This is a genomic window from Massilia alkalitolerans DSM 17462, from assembly GCF_000427785.1.
Classification (GTDB): domain Bacteria; phylum Pseudomonadota; class Gammaproteobacteria; order Burkholderiales; family Burkholderiaceae_D; genus Telluria; species Telluria alkalitolerans.
Genome location: NZ_ATYR01000021.1, coordinates 61,902 through 79,879 on the forward strand (window position 1 = coordinate 61,902; position 17,978 = coordinate 79,879).

The 17,978-nt window shown below is 65.9% G+C and carries 19 protein-coding genes and 1 tRNA gene; 3 read left to right on the plus strand and 17 right to left on the minus strand.

Features of this window, described 5'->3' with window-relative positions; all coding sequences use genetic code 11:
• Positions 1–12: 12 nt before the first annotated feature.
• From YWC_RS29990 to YWC_RS29995, 7 genes are all read right to left on the minus strand, one after another.
• Positions 13–381 (minus strand): YciI family protein, encoded by a 369-nt coding sequence (locus YWC_RS29990; protein ID WP_036214985.1) that lies wholly within the window; start codon positions 379–381, stop codon positions 13–15.
• A gap of 101 nt (positions 382–482) precedes the next feature.
• Positions 483–854: a YciI family protein gene (locus YWC_RS0118725; RefSeq protein WP_027866762.1), complete on the minus strand. Its 372-nt coding sequence runs from the start codon at positions 852–854 to the stop codon at positions 483–485.
• 32 nt (positions 855–886) lie between these two features.
• On the minus strand, positions 887–1,675 hold the full coding sequence (locus tag YWC_RS0118730; RefSeq protein WP_051306561.1) for a hypothetical protein: 789 nt from the start codon (positions 1,673–1,675) through the stop codon (positions 887–889).
• 99 nt (positions 1,676–1,774) lie between these two features.
• A complete protein-coding gene (locus YWC_RS0118735) occupies positions 1,775–3,631 on the minus strand; it encodes a PhoH family protein (protein WP_027866764.1) in 1,857 nt (618 codons plus the stop codon).
• 258 nt (positions 3,632–3,889) lie between these two features.
• Complete coding sequence (locus tag YWC_RS0118740; protein ID WP_027866765.1) at positions 3,890–4,360, minus strand: peroxiredoxin; 471 nt, start codon at positions 4,358–4,360, stop codon at positions 3,890–3,892.
• 173 nt (positions 4,361–4,533) lie between these two features.
• Positions 4,534–4,908: an SMR family transporter gene (locus YWC_RS0118745; RefSeq protein WP_027866766.1), complete on the minus strand. Its 375-nt coding sequence runs from the start codon at positions 4,906–4,908 to the stop codon at positions 4,534–4,536.
• 91 nt (positions 4,909–4,999) lie between these two features.
• Complete coding sequence (locus tag YWC_RS29995; RefSeq protein ID WP_036214987.1) at positions 5,000–5,380, minus strand: Mth938-like domain-containing protein; 381 nt, start codon at positions 5,378–5,380, stop codon at positions 5,000–5,002.
• A 230-nt stretch (positions 5,381–5,610) separates the two neighbouring features.
• Here YWC_RS29995 and YWC_RS0118760 point away from each other — a divergent pair, with 230 nt between their 5' ends.
• Complete coding sequence (locus YWC_RS0118760) at positions 5,611–6,837, plus strand: pyridoxal phosphate-dependent aminotransferase (protein ID WP_027866768.1); 1,227 nt, start codon at positions 5,611–5,613, stop codon at positions 6,835–6,837.
• Between the two features lie 33 nt (positions 6,838–6,870).
• Positions 6,871–8,190 (plus strand): homoserine dehydrogenase, encoded by a 1,320-nt coding sequence (locus tag YWC_RS0118765; protein WP_027866769.1) that lies wholly within the window; start codon positions 6,871–6,873, stop codon positions 8,188–8,190.
• A 90-nt stretch (positions 8,191–8,280) separates the two neighbouring features.
• Here the strand turns inward: YWC_RS0118765 and YWC_RS30000 are convergent, their stop codons facing one another.
• Positions 8,281–8,463 carry a hypothetical protein gene (locus tag YWC_RS30000; protein WP_036214990.1) on the minus strand — a complete coding sequence of 61 codons (183 nt, stop codon included), beginning with the start codon at positions 8,461–8,463 and terminating at the stop codon, positions 8,281–8,283.
• A 256-nt stretch (positions 8,464–8,719) separates the two neighbouring features.
• Between YWC_RS30000 and YWC_RS0118775 the strand changes: the two genes are divergently transcribed.
• Positions 8,720–10,615: an MFS transporter gene (locus YWC_RS0118775; RefSeq protein WP_027866770.1), complete on the plus strand. Its 1,896-nt coding sequence runs from the start codon at positions 8,720–8,722 to the stop codon at positions 10,613–10,615.
• A 36-nt stretch (positions 10,616–10,651) separates the two neighbouring features.
• Here YWC_RS0118775 and YWC_RS32910 read toward each other — a convergent pair whose 3' ends face one another.
• The 9 genes from YWC_RS32910 to YWC_RS0118815 all read right to left on the minus strand — a co-directional run bounded on the left by YWC_RS32910 (position 10,652) and on the right by YWC_RS0118815 (position 17,816).
• Complete coding sequence (locus YWC_RS32910; protein ID WP_156923789.1) at positions 10,652–11,083, minus strand: hypothetical protein; 432 nt, start codon at positions 11,081–11,083, stop codon at positions 10,652–10,654.
• A 379-nt stretch (positions 11,084–11,462) separates the two neighbouring features.
• Positions 11,463–11,603 carry a hypothetical protein gene (locus YWC_RS32915; RefSeq protein WP_156923791.1) on the minus strand — a complete coding sequence of 47 codons (141 nt, stop codon included), beginning with the start codon at positions 11,601–11,603 and terminating at the stop codon, positions 11,463–11,465.
• A 207-nt stretch (positions 11,604–11,810) separates the two neighbouring features.
• A tRNA-Pro gene (locus YWC_RS0118785) sits at positions 11,811–11,887 on the minus strand.
• Positions 11,888–11,996: 109 nt separating this feature from the next.
• The gene (locus YWC_RS30005) at positions 11,997–13,121 is read right to left on the minus strand and encodes a glycosyltransferase family 9 protein (protein ID WP_051306563.1); all 1,125 of its coding nucleotides are present in this window, start codon (positions 13,119–13,121) and stop codon (positions 11,997–11,999) included.
• A 23-nt stretch (positions 13,122–13,144) separates the two neighbouring features.
• Complete coding sequence (locus tag YWC_RS0118795) at positions 13,145–13,711, minus strand: D-glycero-alpha-D-manno-heptose-1,7-bisphosphate 7-phosphatase (RefSeq protein WP_027866771.1); 567 nt, start codon at positions 13,709–13,711, stop codon at positions 13,145–13,147.
• Complete coding sequence (locus tag YWC_RS0118800; protein WP_027866772.1) at positions 13,708–14,454, minus strand: SDR family oxidoreductase; 747 nt, start codon at positions 14,452–14,454, stop codon at positions 13,708–13,710. The genes YWC_RS0118795 and YWC_RS0118800 overlap by 4 nt, the downstream gene beginning before the upstream one ends.
• A 17-nt stretch (positions 14,455–14,471) precedes the next feature.
• Positions 14,472–15,851: a glycosyltransferase gene (locus tag YWC_RS0118805; protein ID WP_229413140.1), complete on the minus strand. Its 1,380-nt coding sequence runs from the start codon at positions 15,849–15,851 to the stop codon at positions 14,472–14,474.
• Positions 15,848–16,819: a glycosyltransferase family 4 protein gene (locus YWC_RS0118810; RefSeq protein ID WP_036214992.1), complete on the minus strand. Its 972-nt coding sequence runs from the start codon at positions 16,817–16,819 to the stop codon at positions 15,848–15,850. The genes YWC_RS0118805 and YWC_RS0118810 overlap by 4 nt, the downstream gene beginning before the upstream one ends.
• Positions 16,820–16,826: 7 nt before the next feature.
• Complete coding sequence (locus tag YWC_RS0118815; RefSeq protein WP_027866775.1) at positions 16,827–17,816, minus strand: glycosyltransferase family 2 protein; 990 nt, start codon at positions 17,814–17,816, stop codon at positions 16,827–16,829.
• Positions 17,817–17,978 lie beyond the last annotated feature (162 nt).

A 17,978-nucleotide genomic window follows, 5' to 3' on the forward strand; every position in this document is an offset into this window, starting at 1 on the left:
GTGGGGGGGGCGTCAAGAGGGCGGGTCGGCCGGCTCGTAGAGCTGGCGGACTTCGATGTCGGCCTTGGCGAACTCGCCGTGCGGATTGGGGAAGCGGCGCGACCACTCCATCGCCTCCTCGCGCGAGCGCACCCCTATCAAGGTGTAGCCGGCGATCAGCTCCTTGGTGTCGGCGAAGGGGCCGTCGATGATGGTGCGGCGCCCTTCGTCGTAGCGGATGCGCCAGCCGTCGCGGCTGGGGCGCAGGCCGTTCGCGTCGAGCAGGACGCCGGCACGGGCCAGCTCCTGGTTGTACGCGGTCATGGCGTCGAACAGGGATTGGGCGGGCATGATGCCGGCTTCCGTGTCGGGGGTGGCCTTGACGATGATCATGAAACGCATGGCGGTCTCCTTGTCGTGGGGATGGAAGCGTTGGGAGGGCTTCCATCTGCTACGACGAACGGAGCGTGCCTCATTCGACATCGCGGATGAAAATGTTTTTCTTAGCGGTCGAAGCAGGGCGCCAGGCCGCGCACCTCCACCGTCGCCCACTCCGCCGCTGGACACTGCTGCGCCAGCGCGACCGCTTCTTCGCGGGTGTCGACATTGAGCAGGAAGAAGCCGCCGACCATCTCCTTGGCCTCGGCGAACGGACCGTCGACGATGCGCGCCTTCCCCGGCCCGACGCCTCCGGACGGGACGCTCACGCGCACCGCCTTGTCTTGCGAGGCCAGCGATTCCGCCCCCAGCAGCAGGCCGCGGCTGCGCAGGTCTTCGCCCCAGCGCAGCATGCGCTCGTAGACGGCGCGACCCTCGGCCTCGCTGCGGGTGGCGCGCTGGCCGACGGGTTCATGGATCAACAGCATGTGCGGCATCGGACTCTCCTCGGTGGATGAACGCGGCTATTCTATGCTGCCTTCTGGCCGCCGGCACGCTGCGGCGCGCAAAGACGCTGCATGCCCCATTTGACGCCCAGCTGCACCACCAGTGCGGCGCCGGTCGCCAGCAGGAAGGCCAGGCCGATCGGCTGCGAACCCAGCAGCAGCGACAGCGCCAGGCAGAACACGGCAAAGGCATAGTAGCCGTTGACCATGCCGCGCAGCAGCGCCACCGCGAAGCCCGGACCGTTGGCACGGTGCGAGAAGCCGACCAGCACCGTGCTCATCACGGGGAACATCGCGAACAGGCCGGCCAGGCGCGGGCCGAGGCTGGCGGCGGCATAGCTGACGCTCAGCGACAGCAGGGCGCCGGCCAGCATGCGCCAGGGCAGGTCATTGGCCGGTTTGACGGCGGCAGCCTGCGCCGGGGCGTGACCGAACAGGCGCGGCGCCACCAGCAGCGCGATCACGACGGCAGCGAAGCCAAGCCAAAGCGGCAGCGACACGGCCCGCAGCGCCAGCACGGCCAGCCCATAGGCGAGCAGCGCGGCCGTCATGGCGCGCCCCATGCCGAGCCGGGCACAGCGCGCATAAACGATGCTGAAGACCAGGATGGCCAGCACCGCCAGCAGCGTGTTGCCGGCCGCGCTGGCGGCGAAGGCCGGGCCCTGTTCGAGCGAGACCACCAGCAGGATCGGGCCGGAGACGATGGGGAAGGCGGACAGCCAGCCGGCCACGCCCGGGCCCCAGCGGCGGCCGGCCAGGGTGACGAGGGCGATCAGGACTGGTACGAGCAGGAGTTTCAGCAGGAAGATCATGCGGGATGAATAGGGGCTGGAAATGAAAAACGCCCGCCAGGTGGCGAGCGTTCCGGATGCCGCCTGCCTTCAACCGGCAGGCGATGGATGACGACCGGCTTACAGCACGTCGCTGGCGTGGTCCGCCAGGCGCGAGCGTTCGCCGCGCGCCAGGGTGACATGGCCACTGTGGCTCCAGCCCTTGAAGCGGTCGACCACGTAGGTCAGGCCGCTCGAGCCTTCGGTGAGGTAAGGCGTGTCGATCTGGGCGATGTTACCGAGGCACAGGATCTTGGTGCCGGGACCGGCGCGCGTGACCAGGGTCTTCATCTGCTTTGGCGTCAGGTTCTGCGCCTCGTCGATGATGAGGAACTTGTTCACGAAAGTACGGCCGCGCATGAAGTTCAGGGACTTGATCTTGATGCGCGAGCGGATCAGGTCCTGGGTCGCGGCGCGGCCCCAGTCGCCGCCGTCGCTGTCCGACTTCATCAGCACTTCCAGGTTGTCGTCGAAAGCGCCCATCCACGGCGACATCTTCTCTTCCTCGGTACCCGGCAGGAAGCCGATGTCCTCGCCCACCGGCACCGTGACGCGGGTGACGATGATCTCGTTGTACTGCTTGGTCTCCAGCACCTGGGCCAGGCCGGCGGCCAGCGCCAGCAGGGTCTTGCCGGTACCGGCTTGGCCCAGCAGGGTGACGAAGTCGCAGTCCGGGTTCATCAGGAGGTTGAGCGCGAAGTTCTGCTCGCGGTTGCGCGCCGTGATGCCCCACACGTTGTTCTTGTTGTGGCTGTAGTCGCGCAGGGTCTGGAACACCGCGGTCTTGCCGTTGATCTGTTTTACCTGGCCATAGAAGGGCGCTTCACCGTTGCGCGGCTCGATGAACACGAACTGGTTCACCAAGAGGGTCGGGATCACCGGACCGGTCACGCGGTAATAGGTGGCCGAATTGCCGTTCTTGTTTTCCTGCCAGGACTCCATGTCCTTGCCGTGCTTGTTCCAGAAATCGTCCGGCAGCTGGACGATGCCCGAGTACAGCAGGTCGGTGTCTTCCAGCACATGGTCGTTGAAGTAATCCTCTGCCGGCAGGCCCAGCGCACGCGCCTTGATGCGCATGTTGATGTCTTTCGACACCAGCACGATGGCGCGGCCGTCCATCCGGTCTTCGAGTGCGCGGACGACGCCCAGGATCTGGTTGTCGGCCTTGCCCTCGGGCAGGCCTTCGGGCAGGGGCGCGGAATCGAGGTTGGTCTGGAAGTACAGGCGCCCCCGGGCATCCTTGTTGCCCAGCTTGGCCAGCGGGATGCCGGCCTCGATCGCGTCGTCGTCGACGTTGGCGATCAGGGCGTCGAGGGTGCGCGCCACCTGGCGGGCATTGCGCGCGACTTCCGACATGCCCTTCTTGTGGTTGTCGAGTTCCTCGAGCGTCATCATCGGCAGGTAGACGTCGTGTTCCTCGAAGCGGAACAGCGAGGTCGGGTCGTGCATCAGGACGTTGGTGTCGAGCACGAAGACCTTGGTGGTGCCGCTGCGGTCGGCCTTGCGGCTGGTGGACGACTTGACGTTGACTTCGACCGGCTTGTGCTTGGCCGGATGCGGCTGGTCGGCATCGAGCTCGCGCAGGCGTGCGCCGACGCCGTCCTTCGACTTGCGCGCCGGGCCCTTGGCCAGCGGGGCCTCGCCGGCAGGCGCTTCGGCGGCGGGTGCGCCGACGACGTCGACGGGGGCGGTGCCGGTCGTGCCTGCGGCAGTGCCGGCAAGGGCGGCATCATTGGCGGCAGGGGCGGCGGCGGCCTTGGCCTTGCGTGCCCGGGTCGCCTTCGGCGTCGGCACGGCCTGGCCGCTGATCAGTTCTTCGAGTTCGGCGTCGGCCGTCGCGGACGCCGGACGCACCGGCGACTTGCCCGGTTCGGCCTTGGGGTAATCTTTTGCCAGCAGCATGGTCGCTGGCTTGGTTGGCATTTTTGGCAGTGGCATCAGGTTCTCGATTCGAAAAAGGACTTAATAGGACGTGCGGGCGCAGCACGGGGCGCGCCGCTGCACGAAAACGATGCTACTTGGGGGTGGTGCGGTGGCTGGCGATGCCAGCTTGAGAGCTGCAGCCGGAGGATGCCGGTCCGGCAGCAGCGGGAAGAATAATGCTGATGAGCGTAATGATGAAAAGCGCGGTAACTCAAAATAGGTGGCAATGTCCAGCAAAGTTATCGGTAACTGGGTTGCTGGAGCCATCCGTTTTCAGGGCTGGCTCTTCAGAAATTCCAGCACTTCGGCCACGTGGTCGTTGACTTTCACGCCACGCCATTCTTTCACCAATCGGCCTTGAGCGTCAATGATAAACGTACTGCGCTCAATGCCGCGCACTTGTTTGCCGTACATGTTTTTCATCTTCATGACACCGAACTGCTGGCACACCGCTTCTTCCGGATCGGAGATCAGTTCGAAGGGCAGGCCCAGCTTGCCCTTGAAGTTTTCGTGCGAGCGCAGGGAATCGCGACTGATGCCGTAGATCTCGGCATGCGCGGCCTGGAACTCCGGATAGGCCTCGCGGAAGGCGATGCTCTCGGTGGTGCAGCCCGGTGTATTGTCCTTGGGATAGAAATACAGCACGGTGTACTTTGCCGGACGACCAGCCAGCTCGAAGGTCTGGCCTCCCGTCATGGGGGCGGAAAAGTTGTCGATGGTAGCGGCGGTTTGGCTCTCGGCCACGGGATTCTCCTGGTGTCATGGCGCACTGGCGCCGGGTCCCTGCAGGGCAGCGGATACCGGAATGATAATCGGCGCGGCCGCGCCTTGCTAGTCCGTATTGACGTCGACAATGCAGGTTTCACCCCGCAATATAGCGGGGGTTTTCATTTCTTCAAGATGCAAGATGGAAATATTTAGCTGCGCGCCAGCAGGACCACGCCCAGCACGATCACGCCCAGCGCCAGCATGCGCTGCGGCGAGATGACTTCGCCCAGGAACATCCAGGCGCCCACCGCGCCGATCACGTAGCCGAGCGAGAGCATCGGATAGGCGACCGTGACGTCAGTGCGCGACAGGCCCAGGATCCACACTACCAGCGATACGCCGTAGCACAGCATGCCGACCACGATCGGCCACTGGGTGGCCACCTTGAGGCCGGTCATGAACCAGTTGTCGCGGGTGAGGTGGATGGCACCGCCGAGGGCGTTGGTGCCGGCCTTGAGCAGGAGCTGGGCGGCGGCGTTCAGGATGACGCCGGTGATGATGAAGGCGAAAGCCGATGGGTTCATATTGGTGATGGCTTGGTGAGGGCTATGGAATGGTACAAGCGAAGGCACACCGCGGCAGGGGGCGGCGCGTCCGGCGCGGCAGGGCAGGGAATCAGGCGCCGCTGCCGATAATGAGGGCCAGCGTGACCTTGCGGCCTTCGCCCATCAGCACGTTATAGGTGCGGCAGGCGGCCTGGTTGTCCATGCAGTCCACGCCGACGTGCATGCTCGACAGGCTGGCCACCATTTTCGGGTGGATGAAGCGCTGGCGCTCGCCGGTGCCGAGCACCACAACGTCCGGGGCATCCTTGGCGATTTCCTCGAAATGGGCAGGCGTCAGGTCTTCGAAACGGGTCACGTTCCAGGGACGCGGCGGCACTTCCGGCATGACGGTCAGGCTGAAGTTGAAACGCTGGGCATTGATCTCGACACCGCTGGCGTCATAGCCGGTGACGGTCTGGTATTGCTGGGTATTGTCGGAATGGAGCTTCATCGTAGCGCGGATGGCAATGACATAGAAACATCCATTGTAACCGGAGAGCCGGGCCGCCCCGCACGCCGGAAGGAGGGGACGGCAAGCTGCGATCTTCCTGACGCCATTCGGCAGGATTTTATTTGGCCGGGAAGGGGTGAGGTTGCTTAAATCGGGCGCTTTCGGCAGAATGGGTATTTTTCGCACTGCAACAAATGTGCAGGCGCGAGACCTAGCTCACAGGGGATACTTTGCGACCGATCCTGAAATCGAACAAGCTGGACGACGTCTGCTACGAAATCCGCGGCCCGGCCCTGGAAAAGGCCCGCGAGATGGAAGACGACGGCCAGAAGATCATCAAGCTGAACATCGGCAACCTGGCCGTGTTCGGCTTCGATCCGCCCGACGAGATCGTGCACGACATGATCCGCAACATGCACGGCGCGGCCGGCTATACCGACTCCAAGGGCATGTTCGCGCCGCGCAAGGCGGTGATGCACTATACCCAAAGCAAGAACATCGAGGGTGTCGGCATCGATGACATCTACCTGGGTAATGGCGCGTCGGAACTGATCGTGATGGCCATGCAGGGCCTGCTGAACAACGGCGACGAAGTGCTGGTGCCGGCGCCCGATTATCCCTTATGGACCGCGGCGGTGAGCCTGGCGGGCGGCAACCCGGTGCACTACGTCTGCGACGAGCAGGCCGGCTGGCTGCCCGACATCGAGGACATGCGCAAGAGAATCACGCCGAACACGCGCGCGATCGTGGTCATCAACCCGAACAACCCGACCGGCGCCCTGTACCACCGCGAGGTGCTGCTCGAGATCGTCGAACTGGCGCGCCAGCACGGCCTGATCATCTACGCCGACGAGATCTACGACAAGACCCTGTACGACGGCGCGGAGCACGTCTCGATCGCCTCGCTGGCCGACGACGTGCTGTTCCTGACCCTGAACGGCCTGTCGAAGAACTACCGTTCCTGCGGCTACCGCGCCGGCTGGATGGTGGTCTCGGGCGACAAGCGCCACGCCAGGGGCTATATCGAGGGCCTGAACATGCTGGCCTCGATGCGCCTGTGCGCCAACGCGCCGGGCCAGTTCGCGATCCAGACCGCCTTGGGGGGCTACCAGAGCATTGCCGACCTGGTCGGCCCCGGCGGTCGCCTCTTGAAACAGCGCGACCTCGCGCACAAGCTGCTCACCGATATTCCGGGCGTGTCCTGCGTCAAGCCAAAAGCGGCGCTGTACATGTTCCCACGCCTCGACCCGAAGATGTACCCGATCGCGGACGACCAGCAGTTCATCTGCGAACTGCTGTCCGAGGAAAAAGTGCTGCTGGTGCAAGGCACCGGCTTCAACTGGATCGCCCCGGACCATTTCCGGCTGGTGTTCCTGCCCAATTCCGACGACCTGACGGATGCCTGCGGACGCATTGCGCGATTCCTCGACAGCTACCGACGACGCCACGCGCGCTGACGGACCGAACGGTCACTAACGAGATACGAGATCATGAAACCCATCAAAGTAGGCCTCCTGGGCATCGGCACCGTCGGCGCCGGCACCTTCAACGTTCTTCAACGCAACCAGGAGGATATCCGCCGTCGCGCCGGCCGCGGTATTGAGATTACGATGGTGGCGGCGCGTAACCTGGAGAAGGCGCGCGGGATCGTCGGCGCCGGCGTGGAAGTCGTCGGCGACCCCTTCGCCGTGGTGAACCACCCGGACATCGACATCGTTGTCGAACTGATCGGTGGCTACGACTTGCCGCGTGAACTGGTGCTCAAGGCAATCGCCAACGGCAAGCACGTCGTGACCGCGAACAAGGCGCTGCTGGCCCTGCACGGCAACGAGATCTTCGCCGCGGCCCAGGAAAAGGGCGTGATGGTGGCCTTCGAGGCGGCGGTTGCCGGCGGCGTGCCGATCATCAAGGCGCTGCGCGAAGGCCTGACTGCCAACCGCATTGAATCGGTGGCGGGCATCATCAACGGCACCACCAATTTCATCCTCTCGGAAATGCGCGAGAAGGGCCTGGACTTCGCCACCGTGCTGGCGCAGGCCCAGGAGCTGGGCTATGCCGAGGCCGACCCGACCTTCGACATCGAGGGTGTGGACGCGGCGCACAAGCTCACCATCATGTCGGCGATCGCCTTCGGCATCCCGGTGCAGTTCGACAAGGCCTACATCGAGGGCATCAGCCAGCTGCAGGCCCGCGACATCCGCTACGCCGAACAGCTCGGCTACCGCATCAAGCTGCTGGGCATCGCGCGCCGCACCCATACGGAAGGCGGCGAAGGCATCGAGCTGCGCGTGCATCCCACCCTGATTCCGACGGGACGCTTGATTGCCAACGTGGAAGGCGCGATGAACGCGGTGCTGGTGNAGGCCGACGCGGTCGGTGCCTCGCTGTACTACGGCAAGGGCGCGGGTTCCGAACCGACTGCCTCGGCGGTGATCGCCGACCTGGTCGACGTGACCCGCCTGGCGACCGTCGATCCGTACTGCCGCGTGCCGCACCTGGCCTTCCAGCCGAACGAGATGACCGACGTCGCCATCGTGCCGATGGCCGAGATCACCACCAGCTACTACCTGCGCGTGTATGTGAAGGACCAGCTCGGCGTGATGGCCGACCTGACCCGCATCCTGGCCGATGCCGGCATCTCTATCGATGCGGTACTGCAGAAGGAGCCGGGCGACCAGGTCAACCTTGACATCATCCTGCTGACCCACCAGACCCGCGAGAAGAACATCATCGCGGCGATCGAGAAGATCGAGAAGCTGCCGGCGGTGATCGGCAAGGTCACGCGTATTCGCCTGGAAACCCTGGCCTGAGGACGGATGCCGCCGCCGACTGGCGGCTGCAACATGATTCGATTTTGCGGCATTGCTTGCAGAATCGAATCATTTTTTTTTGCCCAGCTTTTAGGCCTGGGGTAGGCCGAGTGGCAGCATCGCATGCGGGGGCAGGGCATCCTGCCAGGCTGGTGGCGCAGTGTCGTCATCGTCGATGAAGGCACAGGACAGGGCCAGCATGTCGTGTTCGATGTGGTCGAACAGCGCGGTTGTCACGCTGGCGTAGCGGAGGAGGAAGTCGGAAGAAGTCATCCGCGGATTCTACCTGCGCTGCGCTGCACAATCGTGTTGTATGTACGAGTGCTTGAGACGTTTCAATCAAGTTTATCAATGCCTCCGGTTGACATGGCGCGCCGCTTGAACCGTTCGGCGGTCTATGCTTTTTACCCATCCGGTATCGCCAGCCGACACTTTAGGAATTAATATCGGCAACGCAACAATAAAACAGGGTAATCCACCCCGTGCGCTGTTGTAGATTACGCCTTCCAATGTTCACGAGCCAACCCGCATGAGCCAACCGAGCCAGTTTTCCCTGCTGACCCAGCGCCGTTTCGGCCCCTTCTTCTGGACCCAGTTCTTTGGCGCCTTCAACGACAACCTGTTCAAGACCGCGCTGCTGGTTGCGCTGACCTTCGACACGGCGAACTGGACCACGGCCGACCCGGGCATGCTGAACAACCTGATCGCAGGCCTGTTCATCCTGCCTTTCGTGCTGTTCTCGGCGACCTCCGGCCAGATCGCCGACAAGTTCGACAAGGCGCGCATGGCCAGGTTCGTCAAGCTGCTGGAAATCGCCATCATGCTGGTAGCCGGCATCGGCTGGCTGACCCATACGCTGTGGGTCCTGATCGCCGCCGTGGTCGGCATGGGCCTGCACTCGACCCTGTTCGGTCCGGTCAAGTACGCCTACCTGCCGCAGCACCTGAAATCGGACGAGCTGGTGGGCGGCAATGGCGTGATCGAGATGGGGACCTTCGTCGGCATCCTGCTGGGCGAGGTCGCAGGCACCCTGCTGGTCGGCGTGAAACCCTGGGGTATCGAACTGGTCGCCGGCGGTACGCTGCTGTGCGCAGTGCTGGGCCTGATCGCCAGCTGGCGCATTCCGCCCTCGCCGGCGCCGGTGCCGGACCTGAAAATCAGCCGCAACCCCTTCGCCGAATCGATCCGCAACCTGAAGTTCTCGAGCCAGAACCGCACCGTGTTCCTGTCGATGCTGGGCAATTCCTGGTTCTGGTTCTACGGCGCGCTGGTGCTGTCGCAGTTCCCGCTGTACGCCAAGGATTACCTGCACGGCGACCACAGCGTGATCATGCTGCTCCTGACCGTGTTCTCGCTCGGGATCGGCGCCGGCTCGCTGCTGTGCGAGAAGCTGTCGGGCCGCAAGGTGGAGATCGGCCTGGTGCCGTTCGGCTCGATCGGCCTGTCGGTGTTCGGCATCGACCTGTATTTCGCGAGCGTGGCCTATGCCGAGCTCAACGGCGCCGCGACCGTGGGCGCCCTCACGCTGCTCGGCCTGCCGGGCGCCTGGCGCATCATGCTCGACCTGGTGCTGATCGGCGTGTTCGGCGGCCTGTTCATCGTGCCGCTGTTCGCCCTGATCCAGACCCGCTGCGACCAGAAGCACGTCTCGCGCACCATCGCCGGCATGAACATCCTGAATGCGCTGTTCATGGTGGCCGCCGCCGGCCTGGCCATCGTTCTGCTGGGGCAGGGCTTTACGATTCCGGAGATGTTCCTGGTGACGGCGCTGCTGAACGCCTGCGTGGCGGTGTACATCTTCTCGCTGGTGCCGGAATTCCTGATGCGCTTCCTGGCCTGGCTCCTGATTCATACCGGCTACCGCGTGCGCACCATCGACGCCGACCGCATTCCCGAGCAGGGCCCGGCGGTGCTGGTCTGCAACCACGTGAGCTATGTCGACGCGCTCGTCATCGGCGCCGCCAGCCCGCGCCCGATCCGTTTCGTGATGGACCACCGCATCTTCAGGACGCCCTTCCTGCGCTGGATCTTCCGCGCGGCCAAGGCGATCCCGATTGCGCCGGCCAAGGAGGACCCGTTCATGATGGAGCGCGCGTTCGTCGACATCGCGGAAGCGCTGCACCAGGGCGAACTGGTGTGCATCTTCCCGGAAGGGAAGCTGACCCACACCGGCGAGATCAACGAGTTCCGCAGCGGGATCGCCAAGATCGTCGAGCGCAGCAAGGTGCCGGTGATCCCGATGGCGCTGCGCGGGCTGTGGGGCAGCGTGTTCACGCGCGATAAGTCGAACGTGTTCGAGCGCTCGTTCGCGCGCGGGATCCGCTCGAAGCTGGCGCTGGCGGTAGGGCAGCCGGTGGCGCCGGAGGCGGCGTCGCCGGAGTATCTCCAGCAGCAGGTGCTGGAACTGAGGGGCGAGTGGAAATAGGCAGGCTTACGGTGATCGTGAGTGGACCTTGGACGATTATTGAACCTTATCCTCATCCGCATGCGCAAGGAGGCCGATGATGCGACCGTTCATTTTTGCTGCTGTCCTGTCCTGCTCTGCATCGTCTGGCGTCATGGCCTGCGGGCCAGTTGCGCCTGAGTTTTGGGAAGATTCGCCAAAGCGCGTGAAGTCGAATTTCGACAATGCGGAATTTGTGGTCGTTGCGCTTGTCAGCGACGTCAGAAACGTATCGGTCTCAGATAAGACATTCCCTCGTTTTACATCCGTCGTAGAGCGCGCCAGGTTTCGCGTTGAGCGCTCATTCAAGGGGAAACTGAAACCCGGCGATACGTTCACGATCGAATCCGGCAAGACTGCTTGTGGGCGCGGGGTCTTGAGCGCGGAATGGGCCCCCCTGACATCCGGGGAAGAGTTGCCGCGAGCCGAATACCCAAAACGATGGCTCATCTATTACACGTCAACGCCGTTCATGCCGAATTCCCCCGTCCAGCCTCCGGCTTTTGAAATCAGCGTATCACGGCAGAGCATGCCAGTAGACTACGCGTCCTATGACCTGGAGCTACTAAAGAAGTTTGCTGGGTCATGGACACGGCAGAGGGGGCGCCAGGATCGTTGAGCGCAGCAAGGTGCCGGTGATCCCGATGGCGCTGCGCGGACTGTAGGGCAGCTGGTGGCGCCCGAGGCGGCGTCGTCGGAGTATCTGCAGCAGCAAGCAGACGCGACTGCCGGCACGCAAGCCCTTGATGACGAGGGCTCCGGATCCGCATGACAAACCGCCCTGGCGCTTCACGCTGCCGCGCCAGGCGCGGGCGCATCCATTACATCATCAGGATGCGTTCGGTAGCGACTTCTGTTGCTTGTTTTGCTTATAGAAGAACAAGCCCATGGTTGCCGTCGCAAGCACAAGGAGAACGCTTGCAGGGTCGACGGTGACGTTGACGCGCACATCTACTTTGACGTCTTTCATATCTTTCCTCGATGCGTGGTTGAGTCTTGCTGAACGCAGCAATGCCTTTGAACTCAAGCATAGCATGGGCTGTTGACCGAACGAGCTCGGGACGGCCTGACGATCACGGGATGGCGGGAATCGGCACCGCCATGCTTGGTGACGGCGCATGGGTGACGCGGAAAAGCAAAAGGCCAACCGATGGTTGGCCCTGCTTGATTGATTTGTTGGTCGGGGCGAGAGGATTCGAACCTCCGACCCCCTGCACCCCATGCAGGTACGCTACCAGGCTGCGCTACGCCCCGACGAACTCTGAAATTATATCAGAGCTCGTCCGAATACTTGAGTTTTTGTAATAGGTTTGTGCTCAGTTTTTTGCGCTTTCACAGACGGCCTGCGTCAATACGGCCTGATCTAGGCGAAGGCAAGCGTCGCGTCGTCCGTGCGTGCCGGCCTGTGCGGGGCGGCAGCCAGCAGCTCGACGGCGGCCTCCAGCACGGTGCGCGGCGCCACGGAGTCCAGGCAGGCATGGTGACCCTGCGGGCAGCTGCTGCGCAGGCAGTTGCGGCAGCTGACGTCGTGGAACAGCAGGCGGTGCGCCACGCGCCACGGGGTGTGCTGGGGATTGGTCAGCGCATACAGGTCGACCAGCGGCGTGCCGACGGCGGCCGCGATGTGCGCCGGGCCGGTGTTGCCGGTGATGAGCAGGCTTGCGCCGCGGATCAGCGCACCCAGTTCGCCCAGTCCGAGCTTGCCGATCAGGGAATGCGCCGGGCTGCGCCAGCCGTCGGTGAGCGGGCGCAGCGCCTCCACGTCGTTGCCGTCGCCGGTGAGGATGATCTTGTGCTTGAACTGCCTGTGCAGCATGCCGATCAAGACCAGCCAGTGGCGGATGGGATAGCGGCGCGAGGCGGCGCTCGCCCCCGCATGCAGCACCAGATAGGGTGCTGACGGATCGACCGCCCCTTCCTCCAGCATGGCACTGACGCGCGCGGCGTGGGCCGCGGCGACGGCGAAGGAGAGCGAGGTGTCGGACGTGGTGCAGCCGACGTCGGCCACCAGGTCGAGCTGGCGCTGCACTTCGTGGCGGGTCGCCCGTTCGCGCTCGCGCTCCGGCACCCAGTGAGTGAGCAGCTGGTAAGGCTTCTCGCGGCAGGAGGCCAGGCGCAAGGGAATGCCCGCCAGCTGGCACAGCATCGCGGCGGGCAGGGGGCTTTGCGAGTACGACGTAAACATGACGGCGGCATCGAAGCGCTGGGCAGCGAGCTGCGCGGCGCATTCCTGCAGCGCTTGCGCGCCCATGGGGTGGTCGTGCTTCATCCACGGGGCACGAAAACCGATCGCAGCGTCGAGCTCGGGAACGTACGGCGCTACCGCCGCGCCCGACGGGGAGCTGAGCAGGGTCAGGTGGCAGCCCGGCAGGGACTGGCGCAGGGCCCGGATCGCCGGCGTGCACATGAGCACGTCGCCGAGCGAATCGAGCCGGACGCACAGGATGCGCCGTGCGGCCTGCCAGGGCCGTGACGACTGGGCGCTCATGGGCGCCTCTTCGTGAACCAGTCTCACAGCCGCGCCTCCTCGTGCGAGGCGATCAGCACGGCCGCCGCATACAGGTCGGGCGCCATCCGGGTGGGCACGCGGCGCGGGCCGAGCCGCCATTCGGTCTCGTTGCCGTTGTCGATCAGGAGCGTGCGGCAGCCGGCGCGGTTGCCGGCTTCGACGTCGTGCAGGATGTCGCCGATCATCCAGGATTCGCGCAGGTTGATGTCGTGGTCGTGCGCTGCCTTGATGAGCATGCCCGGCGAGGGCTTGCGGCAGGCGCACACCATGGCGTAGCTGCCGACCGTGCCCAGCGGGTGGTGCGGGCAGTAATAGAAGCCGTCCAGCGACAGGTTCTCGCGAAACAGCAGGTCGGCCAGGCGGTCGGCGACCGGCCCCATGGCGTCTTCGCCGAAGCAGCCGTGCGCGATGCCGGACTGGTTGGTCACGACAAAGAAGCGGTAGTCGAGCCGGGCCAGCAGCCGCAGGGCGGCGCCGGCGCCGCTCACCAGCTGGATCCGGCGCGGCTCGACGTTATAGGGCAGGTCGTCGACCAGGGTGCCATCCTTGTCGAGGAAGATCGCTTTCATGGCCAGGAGGTTTCGCGCAGCGGCAGGACCGTGAGTTCGGCGACCACCGTGGCGGGCGGCAGCACCAGCACGGAATGGATGGCCTCGGCGACGTCGGCCGGGTCTTGCAGGCTGTCGGCGTCGAGGTCGGGGAAACGGTCGAGCAGGAAGGGCGTGCGCATGCCACCGGCGATCACGGCGGTGACGCGGATGTTTTCCGGACGCAGTTCGGCGTGCAGGGCGTGCGACAGGCCCAGCAGGCCCCATTTGCTGGCGTGATAGGCGCTGGCGTTGGGCCAGGCGCGCTTGGCGGCGGTGGAGGCGATGTTGACGATGTGGCCGTAGCCGTGGCGACGCATGGCCTCGGCCGCGTACTTGGACAGCAGGAAGGGCGCCGTCAGATTGGTGCCCACCACGCGCAGCCAGTCCTGGTCCGCGAGTTCGGCGATCGGCAGGGTGACGTCGGTGCCGGCATTGTTGACGAGGATGTCGAGGCGGCCCAGCACGTCGACGGCATGCGCCACCACGCGCGGCGCCACGGTCGGGTCGGCGATGTCGACGCCCAGCGCGTGCGCCTGCACGCCCAGTTCGCGCAGCTGCGCCATGTTGTCGGCCAGGCGCGCGGCCTGCCGGTCGACCCCGAAGATGCTGGCGCCGGAGGCGGCCAGGCGGCGTGCGAGGGCGGCGCCCAGGCCGCTGGCGGCGCCGGTCACCAGTACGACCTTGCCTTGCAGGGAAGGATGCTGCTGCGTCGAGTTACTCATGGGCTCCTCAAGGTGACTTAGTTGGGATAGGCTGCGGCCTCTGCCGCAGGCCGGGTGGCATCGAGCACGTCGGCGTAGATGGCGGCCAGCTGGGTGGCGACGTGGCGCCAGGTGTAGTGTTCGCAGGCGCGGCGGCGCCCGGCCTCGCCCATTGCGCGCGCCAGCTCGGGATGGCGGTGCAGGCGCGCCAGCCGGTCGGCCAGCGCCGCCGGATCGCGCGAGGGGATCAGGAAGCCGGTCACGCTGTCGTTGACGGTGCTCTTGATGCCGCCCACCTCGGCGCCGATCACGGGACGGGCGCAGGCCATCGCCTCGATCGGCGTGATGCCGAAGGGTTCGTACCAGGGCGTGCTGGCGAAGACGTTGGCGGCGCTGTAGTAGTCGCGCAGCACCGCGCGCGGCTGCTGGCCCGTGAAGCGCACGTGTGTCGCGATGCCGAGGTCGGCCGCGACACTGCGCAGGCGCGCCAGCTCGAGGCCGTCGCCACTGCCGGCGCCGCTGTGGCCGCTGATGTCGCCGCCCACCACCAGCAGCTGCGCGTCGACACCGTAGCGGTGGCGCAGCATGGCCACCCCCTGGATGACGGTGTCGACGCCCTTGCGCGGCACCATGCGGCCGAGCTGGAGCACGATGAAGCGGCCTTCGTCGAGGCCCAGGCGGGCGCGCGCTTCAGGCATCGGCACCGGCCACAGTTCGTCGGGCGCGAAGCCGCAGGGCGTGATCGCGATACGCGAGAGTGGCGCGCCGTAGAGCCGTTCCATGTCGTAGCGGTCTTGCGGGCATTCGGCGATGATGCGGTCGGCCGCGCGCATCAGCGCGGCTTCGATGCGCATGCGCTCGGTGGGGAAAGTGTCGGCCGTGCCCTGCGCCAGGCGCCGGACCCTGCCCAGCGCATGGAAAGTGATGACGAAGGGCAGTCCGAGCGCCGCCTTCAGTTGCTGGGCGACCATGCCCGACATGAAGAAGTTGGCGTGCGCGATGTCGTAGGCGGCCGGCTGGCGCCGCGCGAAGCGCGTGACGTAGCGCGAAAACGCATCGATGTGGGGCAGCAGCTGTTCCTTCGGCACGTAGCGCGGCGGCCCGGCCGGCACGTGGATGACGCGGATGTTTTCGAGCCAGGGCACGACCTGGCGCTGCTCAGGGGCGTCGCGGCGCGTGAACACGTCGACCAGGTGCCCGGCGCGCGCCAGTTCGCGTGCGAGCTGGGCTACGTAGACGTTCTGGCCGCCGCAGTCGATGCTGCCGGGTGCGGCCAGCGGCGACGCGTGGTCGCTGATGATGGCGATGCGGCGTGCGCCGGCACCGCCCGCGGCAAGGGATGGCGGGGGGAGCGCCGCTGCCTGTGCCGCTGCCATTGCTGCCACGTTCGCCGCGGCCTGGACTTCATCGAGTTTCATACATGCTCCTGCCGGGCCGTGCCCTGGCCGGTGACGTGGCGCAGCGCGGCATCCCAGTCGCTGCTGAAGCGGCCGATCGAAAAGCGGTCGCGTGCGGTACGGCGGGCGCCTTCGCCGAGGTGACGGGCCAGTCCCGGATCGTCGAGCAGGGCCTGCATGTGCCCGAGCAGCGGCTCCAGCGAGGTCGCCGTGTAGCCTGACACGCCGTTCTCGATGACGGTGGCCATTTCGGCGGTGGCGAAGCTGACTACCGGGAGGCCGGCCATCATGGCCTCGATGACGCCCAGGCCCAGGCTCGAATAGCGGATCGGGCTGAACAGAAAGCGGTAGCGCGCCATGAAGGCGGGCAGCTGGGCATGCTCGATCTCGCCGAGCCCGCCGAGTTCCTGTGCGGCCATGCCGACCAGGTCGAGCGGCACCGTCCGGCGCGCCTGCAGGAACAGGTCGGGCCCCATGCGCCGGCCGCGCCGTGCCAGGTGGTTGGTGACCACCAGGCCGCGGGCCAGCTCGCCGCTGTAGTGCAGCTCGTGCGGCGCCGGCACGCCATGCTCGATCACGCGCACGGGCGCGCGCCCGCTGTCCCACATGAGGGCGTTGAACGGAGTGACGTGCACCAGCAGCACGCCCGGATCGTCGACCGGATGGCGTGTGTTGGTGGGGTGGGCCAGGGGCGGATCGTGTTCGAGGTAGATGCGCGGCAGCGCCCGCTGTGCCGGCGCCAGGTACTCGTACTGGTCTTTCTCCCACTGGTGGTCGTCCTGGAACAGGATGCAGTCGAATTCGTGGTGGCGCGCGTGCTCGACCGGCATGTCATGCACGTTGTCGCGCCAGGGCATGCTGCCGCAACGGCCGCCATAGCCGGGTGGGCAGCCCGGCTTGGACAGGACGTGGAAATCGTGCGGCGCGTGCGAGAGGTAGTGCAGGTAACTGCCGTGGGTGTGCCAGGTGAGAACCTTCAGTCTGCGCATGGCGGCCTCAGGCGAAACGGACGCGGTAGCGCACCGCGCCGGCCAGGCGCCAGAACACGGCCAGCGGCGGCAGCAGCGCCGAGGTGATGACGATGTCGGCCACGTGCGCCGGCGTGTGCGCGACGCCGCGCAGCCGGTGCGCACACAGGCGGCCGGTGAGCAGCAGCCATCCTGCGAAGGCCAGGCCGGCCAGCAGCGGCAGGCCGGCCAGCAGCCCGGCCAGGGCGAGCAGCAGCACGCCGACGATCGCGTAGTGGTCCCAGCGCGGGCGCGCCTCGACTTTCTGGCGGTACAGGGCCGGATGCTTCTTGTAGAGCAGGGCGTCGAACACCGCATGGCGGATCTGCAGCAGGCTCGCGCCCCAGGGCGCGGGGCGGACCGGGTGGACTACCAGGGCGCGCGGCGCCCGCACGATGCTCACGCCGTGTTCCAGCAGCCGGAAATACATGTCCGCATCGCTGCCGCGCGGCACACTGAAGCGCTCGTCGAAGCCGTCGAGCCGCTCGAGCGCGGTCTTGCGGAAGAAGCAGCTGGCGCTGGTGAAGTCGGCGGCCTCGTGCCCGTGGGCACTGCGCTGGTATTCGGTGGGACGGGCCGGGACCGGGGTCTGGATGCGCCCGCAGACCACGTCGGCCTTGTCGCGGAAGGCGGCCAGGCCCTCGGCCAGCCAGCCCGGTTCCGGCACCGCGTCGTCGGTCGTGAAGGCAACGATGGGCGCGCGCGCGGCGCGCCAGCCGCGGTTGCGGCTCGATGCCGGCCCGACCGGCCCCGGGTTGGCGACGTAGGACAGGCGCGGGCCGCGCTCGAGCGTGCGGGTGCGCCAGCCGGCGACCAGGTGCAGGGTGTTGTGGTTGGGCTCATCGTCGACGACGATGATTTCGACCTGGTGCGGATCGAACTGCTGGCGCATCAGCGCGTCCAGGCAGCGGTCGAGCAGGTCCATGCGGCCACAGGCGGGCACCACCACCGAAACCGCGAGCGTTGCGTCTTCCGTCATGATTCGTCTCCGCATACGTTCCATACACGTGCGCCGCCACCGCGACATGCGGACAACGGAACGTGTTGAGTGCGGTTGGAGTCGAGCGGGAACGGACGGGTTCCGTCAGGATCTTGCGGCTTGGAGGTGCATCAATGTTCGGCCCGGATGGGATCAGCGGAG

Coding starts and splice junctions, on each gene's coding strand:
- YWC_RS30005 (WP_051306563.1), bottom strand. CDS start 13,121: ATGAGCGCCCAGTCGTCACGGCCCTGGCAGGCCGCACGGCGCATCCTG.
- YWC_RS0118745 (WP_027866766.1), bottom strand. CDS start 4,908: ATGAACCCATCGGCTTTCGCCTTCATCATCACCGGCGTCATCCTGAAC.
- YWC_RS0118775 (WP_027866770.1), top strand. CDS start 8,720: ATGAGCCAACCGAGCCAGTTTTCCCTGCTGACCCAGCGCCGTTTCGGC.
- YWC_RS32915 (WP_156923791.1), bottom strand. CDS start 11,603: ATGAAAGACGTCAAAGTAGATGTGCGCGTCAACGTCACCGTCGACCCT.
- YWC_RS29990 (WP_036214985.1), bottom strand. CDS start 381: ATGCGTTTCATGATCATCGTCAAGGCCACCCCCGACACGGAAGCCGGC.
- YWC_RS0118800 (WP_027866772.1), bottom strand. CDS start 14,454: ATGAGTAACTCGACGCAGCAGCATCCTTCCCTGCAAGGCAAGGTCGTA.
- YWC_RS0118795 (WP_027866771.1), bottom strand. CDS start 13,711: ATGAAAGCGATCTTCCTCGACAAGGATGGCACCCTGGTCGACGACCTG.
- YWC_RS30000 (WP_036214990.1), bottom strand. CDS start 8,463: ATGACTTCTTCCGACTTCCTCCTCCGCTACGCCAGCGTGACAACCGCG.
- YWC_RS32910 (WP_156923789.1), bottom strand. CDS start 11,083: ATGAGCCATCGTTTTGGGTATTCGGCTCGCGGCAACTCTTCCCCGGAT.
- YWC_RS0118730 (WP_051306561.1), bottom strand. CDS start 1,675: ATGATCTTCCTGCTGAAACTCCTGCTCGTACCAGTCCTGATCGCCCTC.
- YWC_RS0118805 (WP_229413140.1), bottom strand. CDS start 15,851: ATGAAACTCGATGAAGTCCAGGCCGCGGCGAACGTGGCAGCAATGGCA.
- YWC_RS29995 (WP_036214987.1), bottom strand. CDS start 5,380: ATGAAGCTCCATTCCGACAATACCCAGCAATACCAGACCGTCACCGGC.
- YWC_RS0118735 (WP_027866764.1), bottom strand. CDS start 3,631: ATGCCACTGCCAAAAATGCCAACCAAGCCAGCGACCATGCTGCTGGCA.
- YWC_RS0118725 (WP_027866762.1), bottom strand. CDS start 854: ATGCCGCACATGCTGTTGATCCATGAACCCGTCGGCCAGCGCGCCACC.
- YWC_RS0118815 (WP_027866775.1), bottom strand. CDS start 17,816: ATGACGGAAGACGCAACGCTCGCGGTTTCGGTGGTGGTGCCCGCCTGT.
- YWC_RS0118810 (WP_036214992.1), bottom strand. CDS start 16,819: ATGCGCAGACTGAAGGTTCTCACCTGGCACACCCACGGCAGTTACCTG.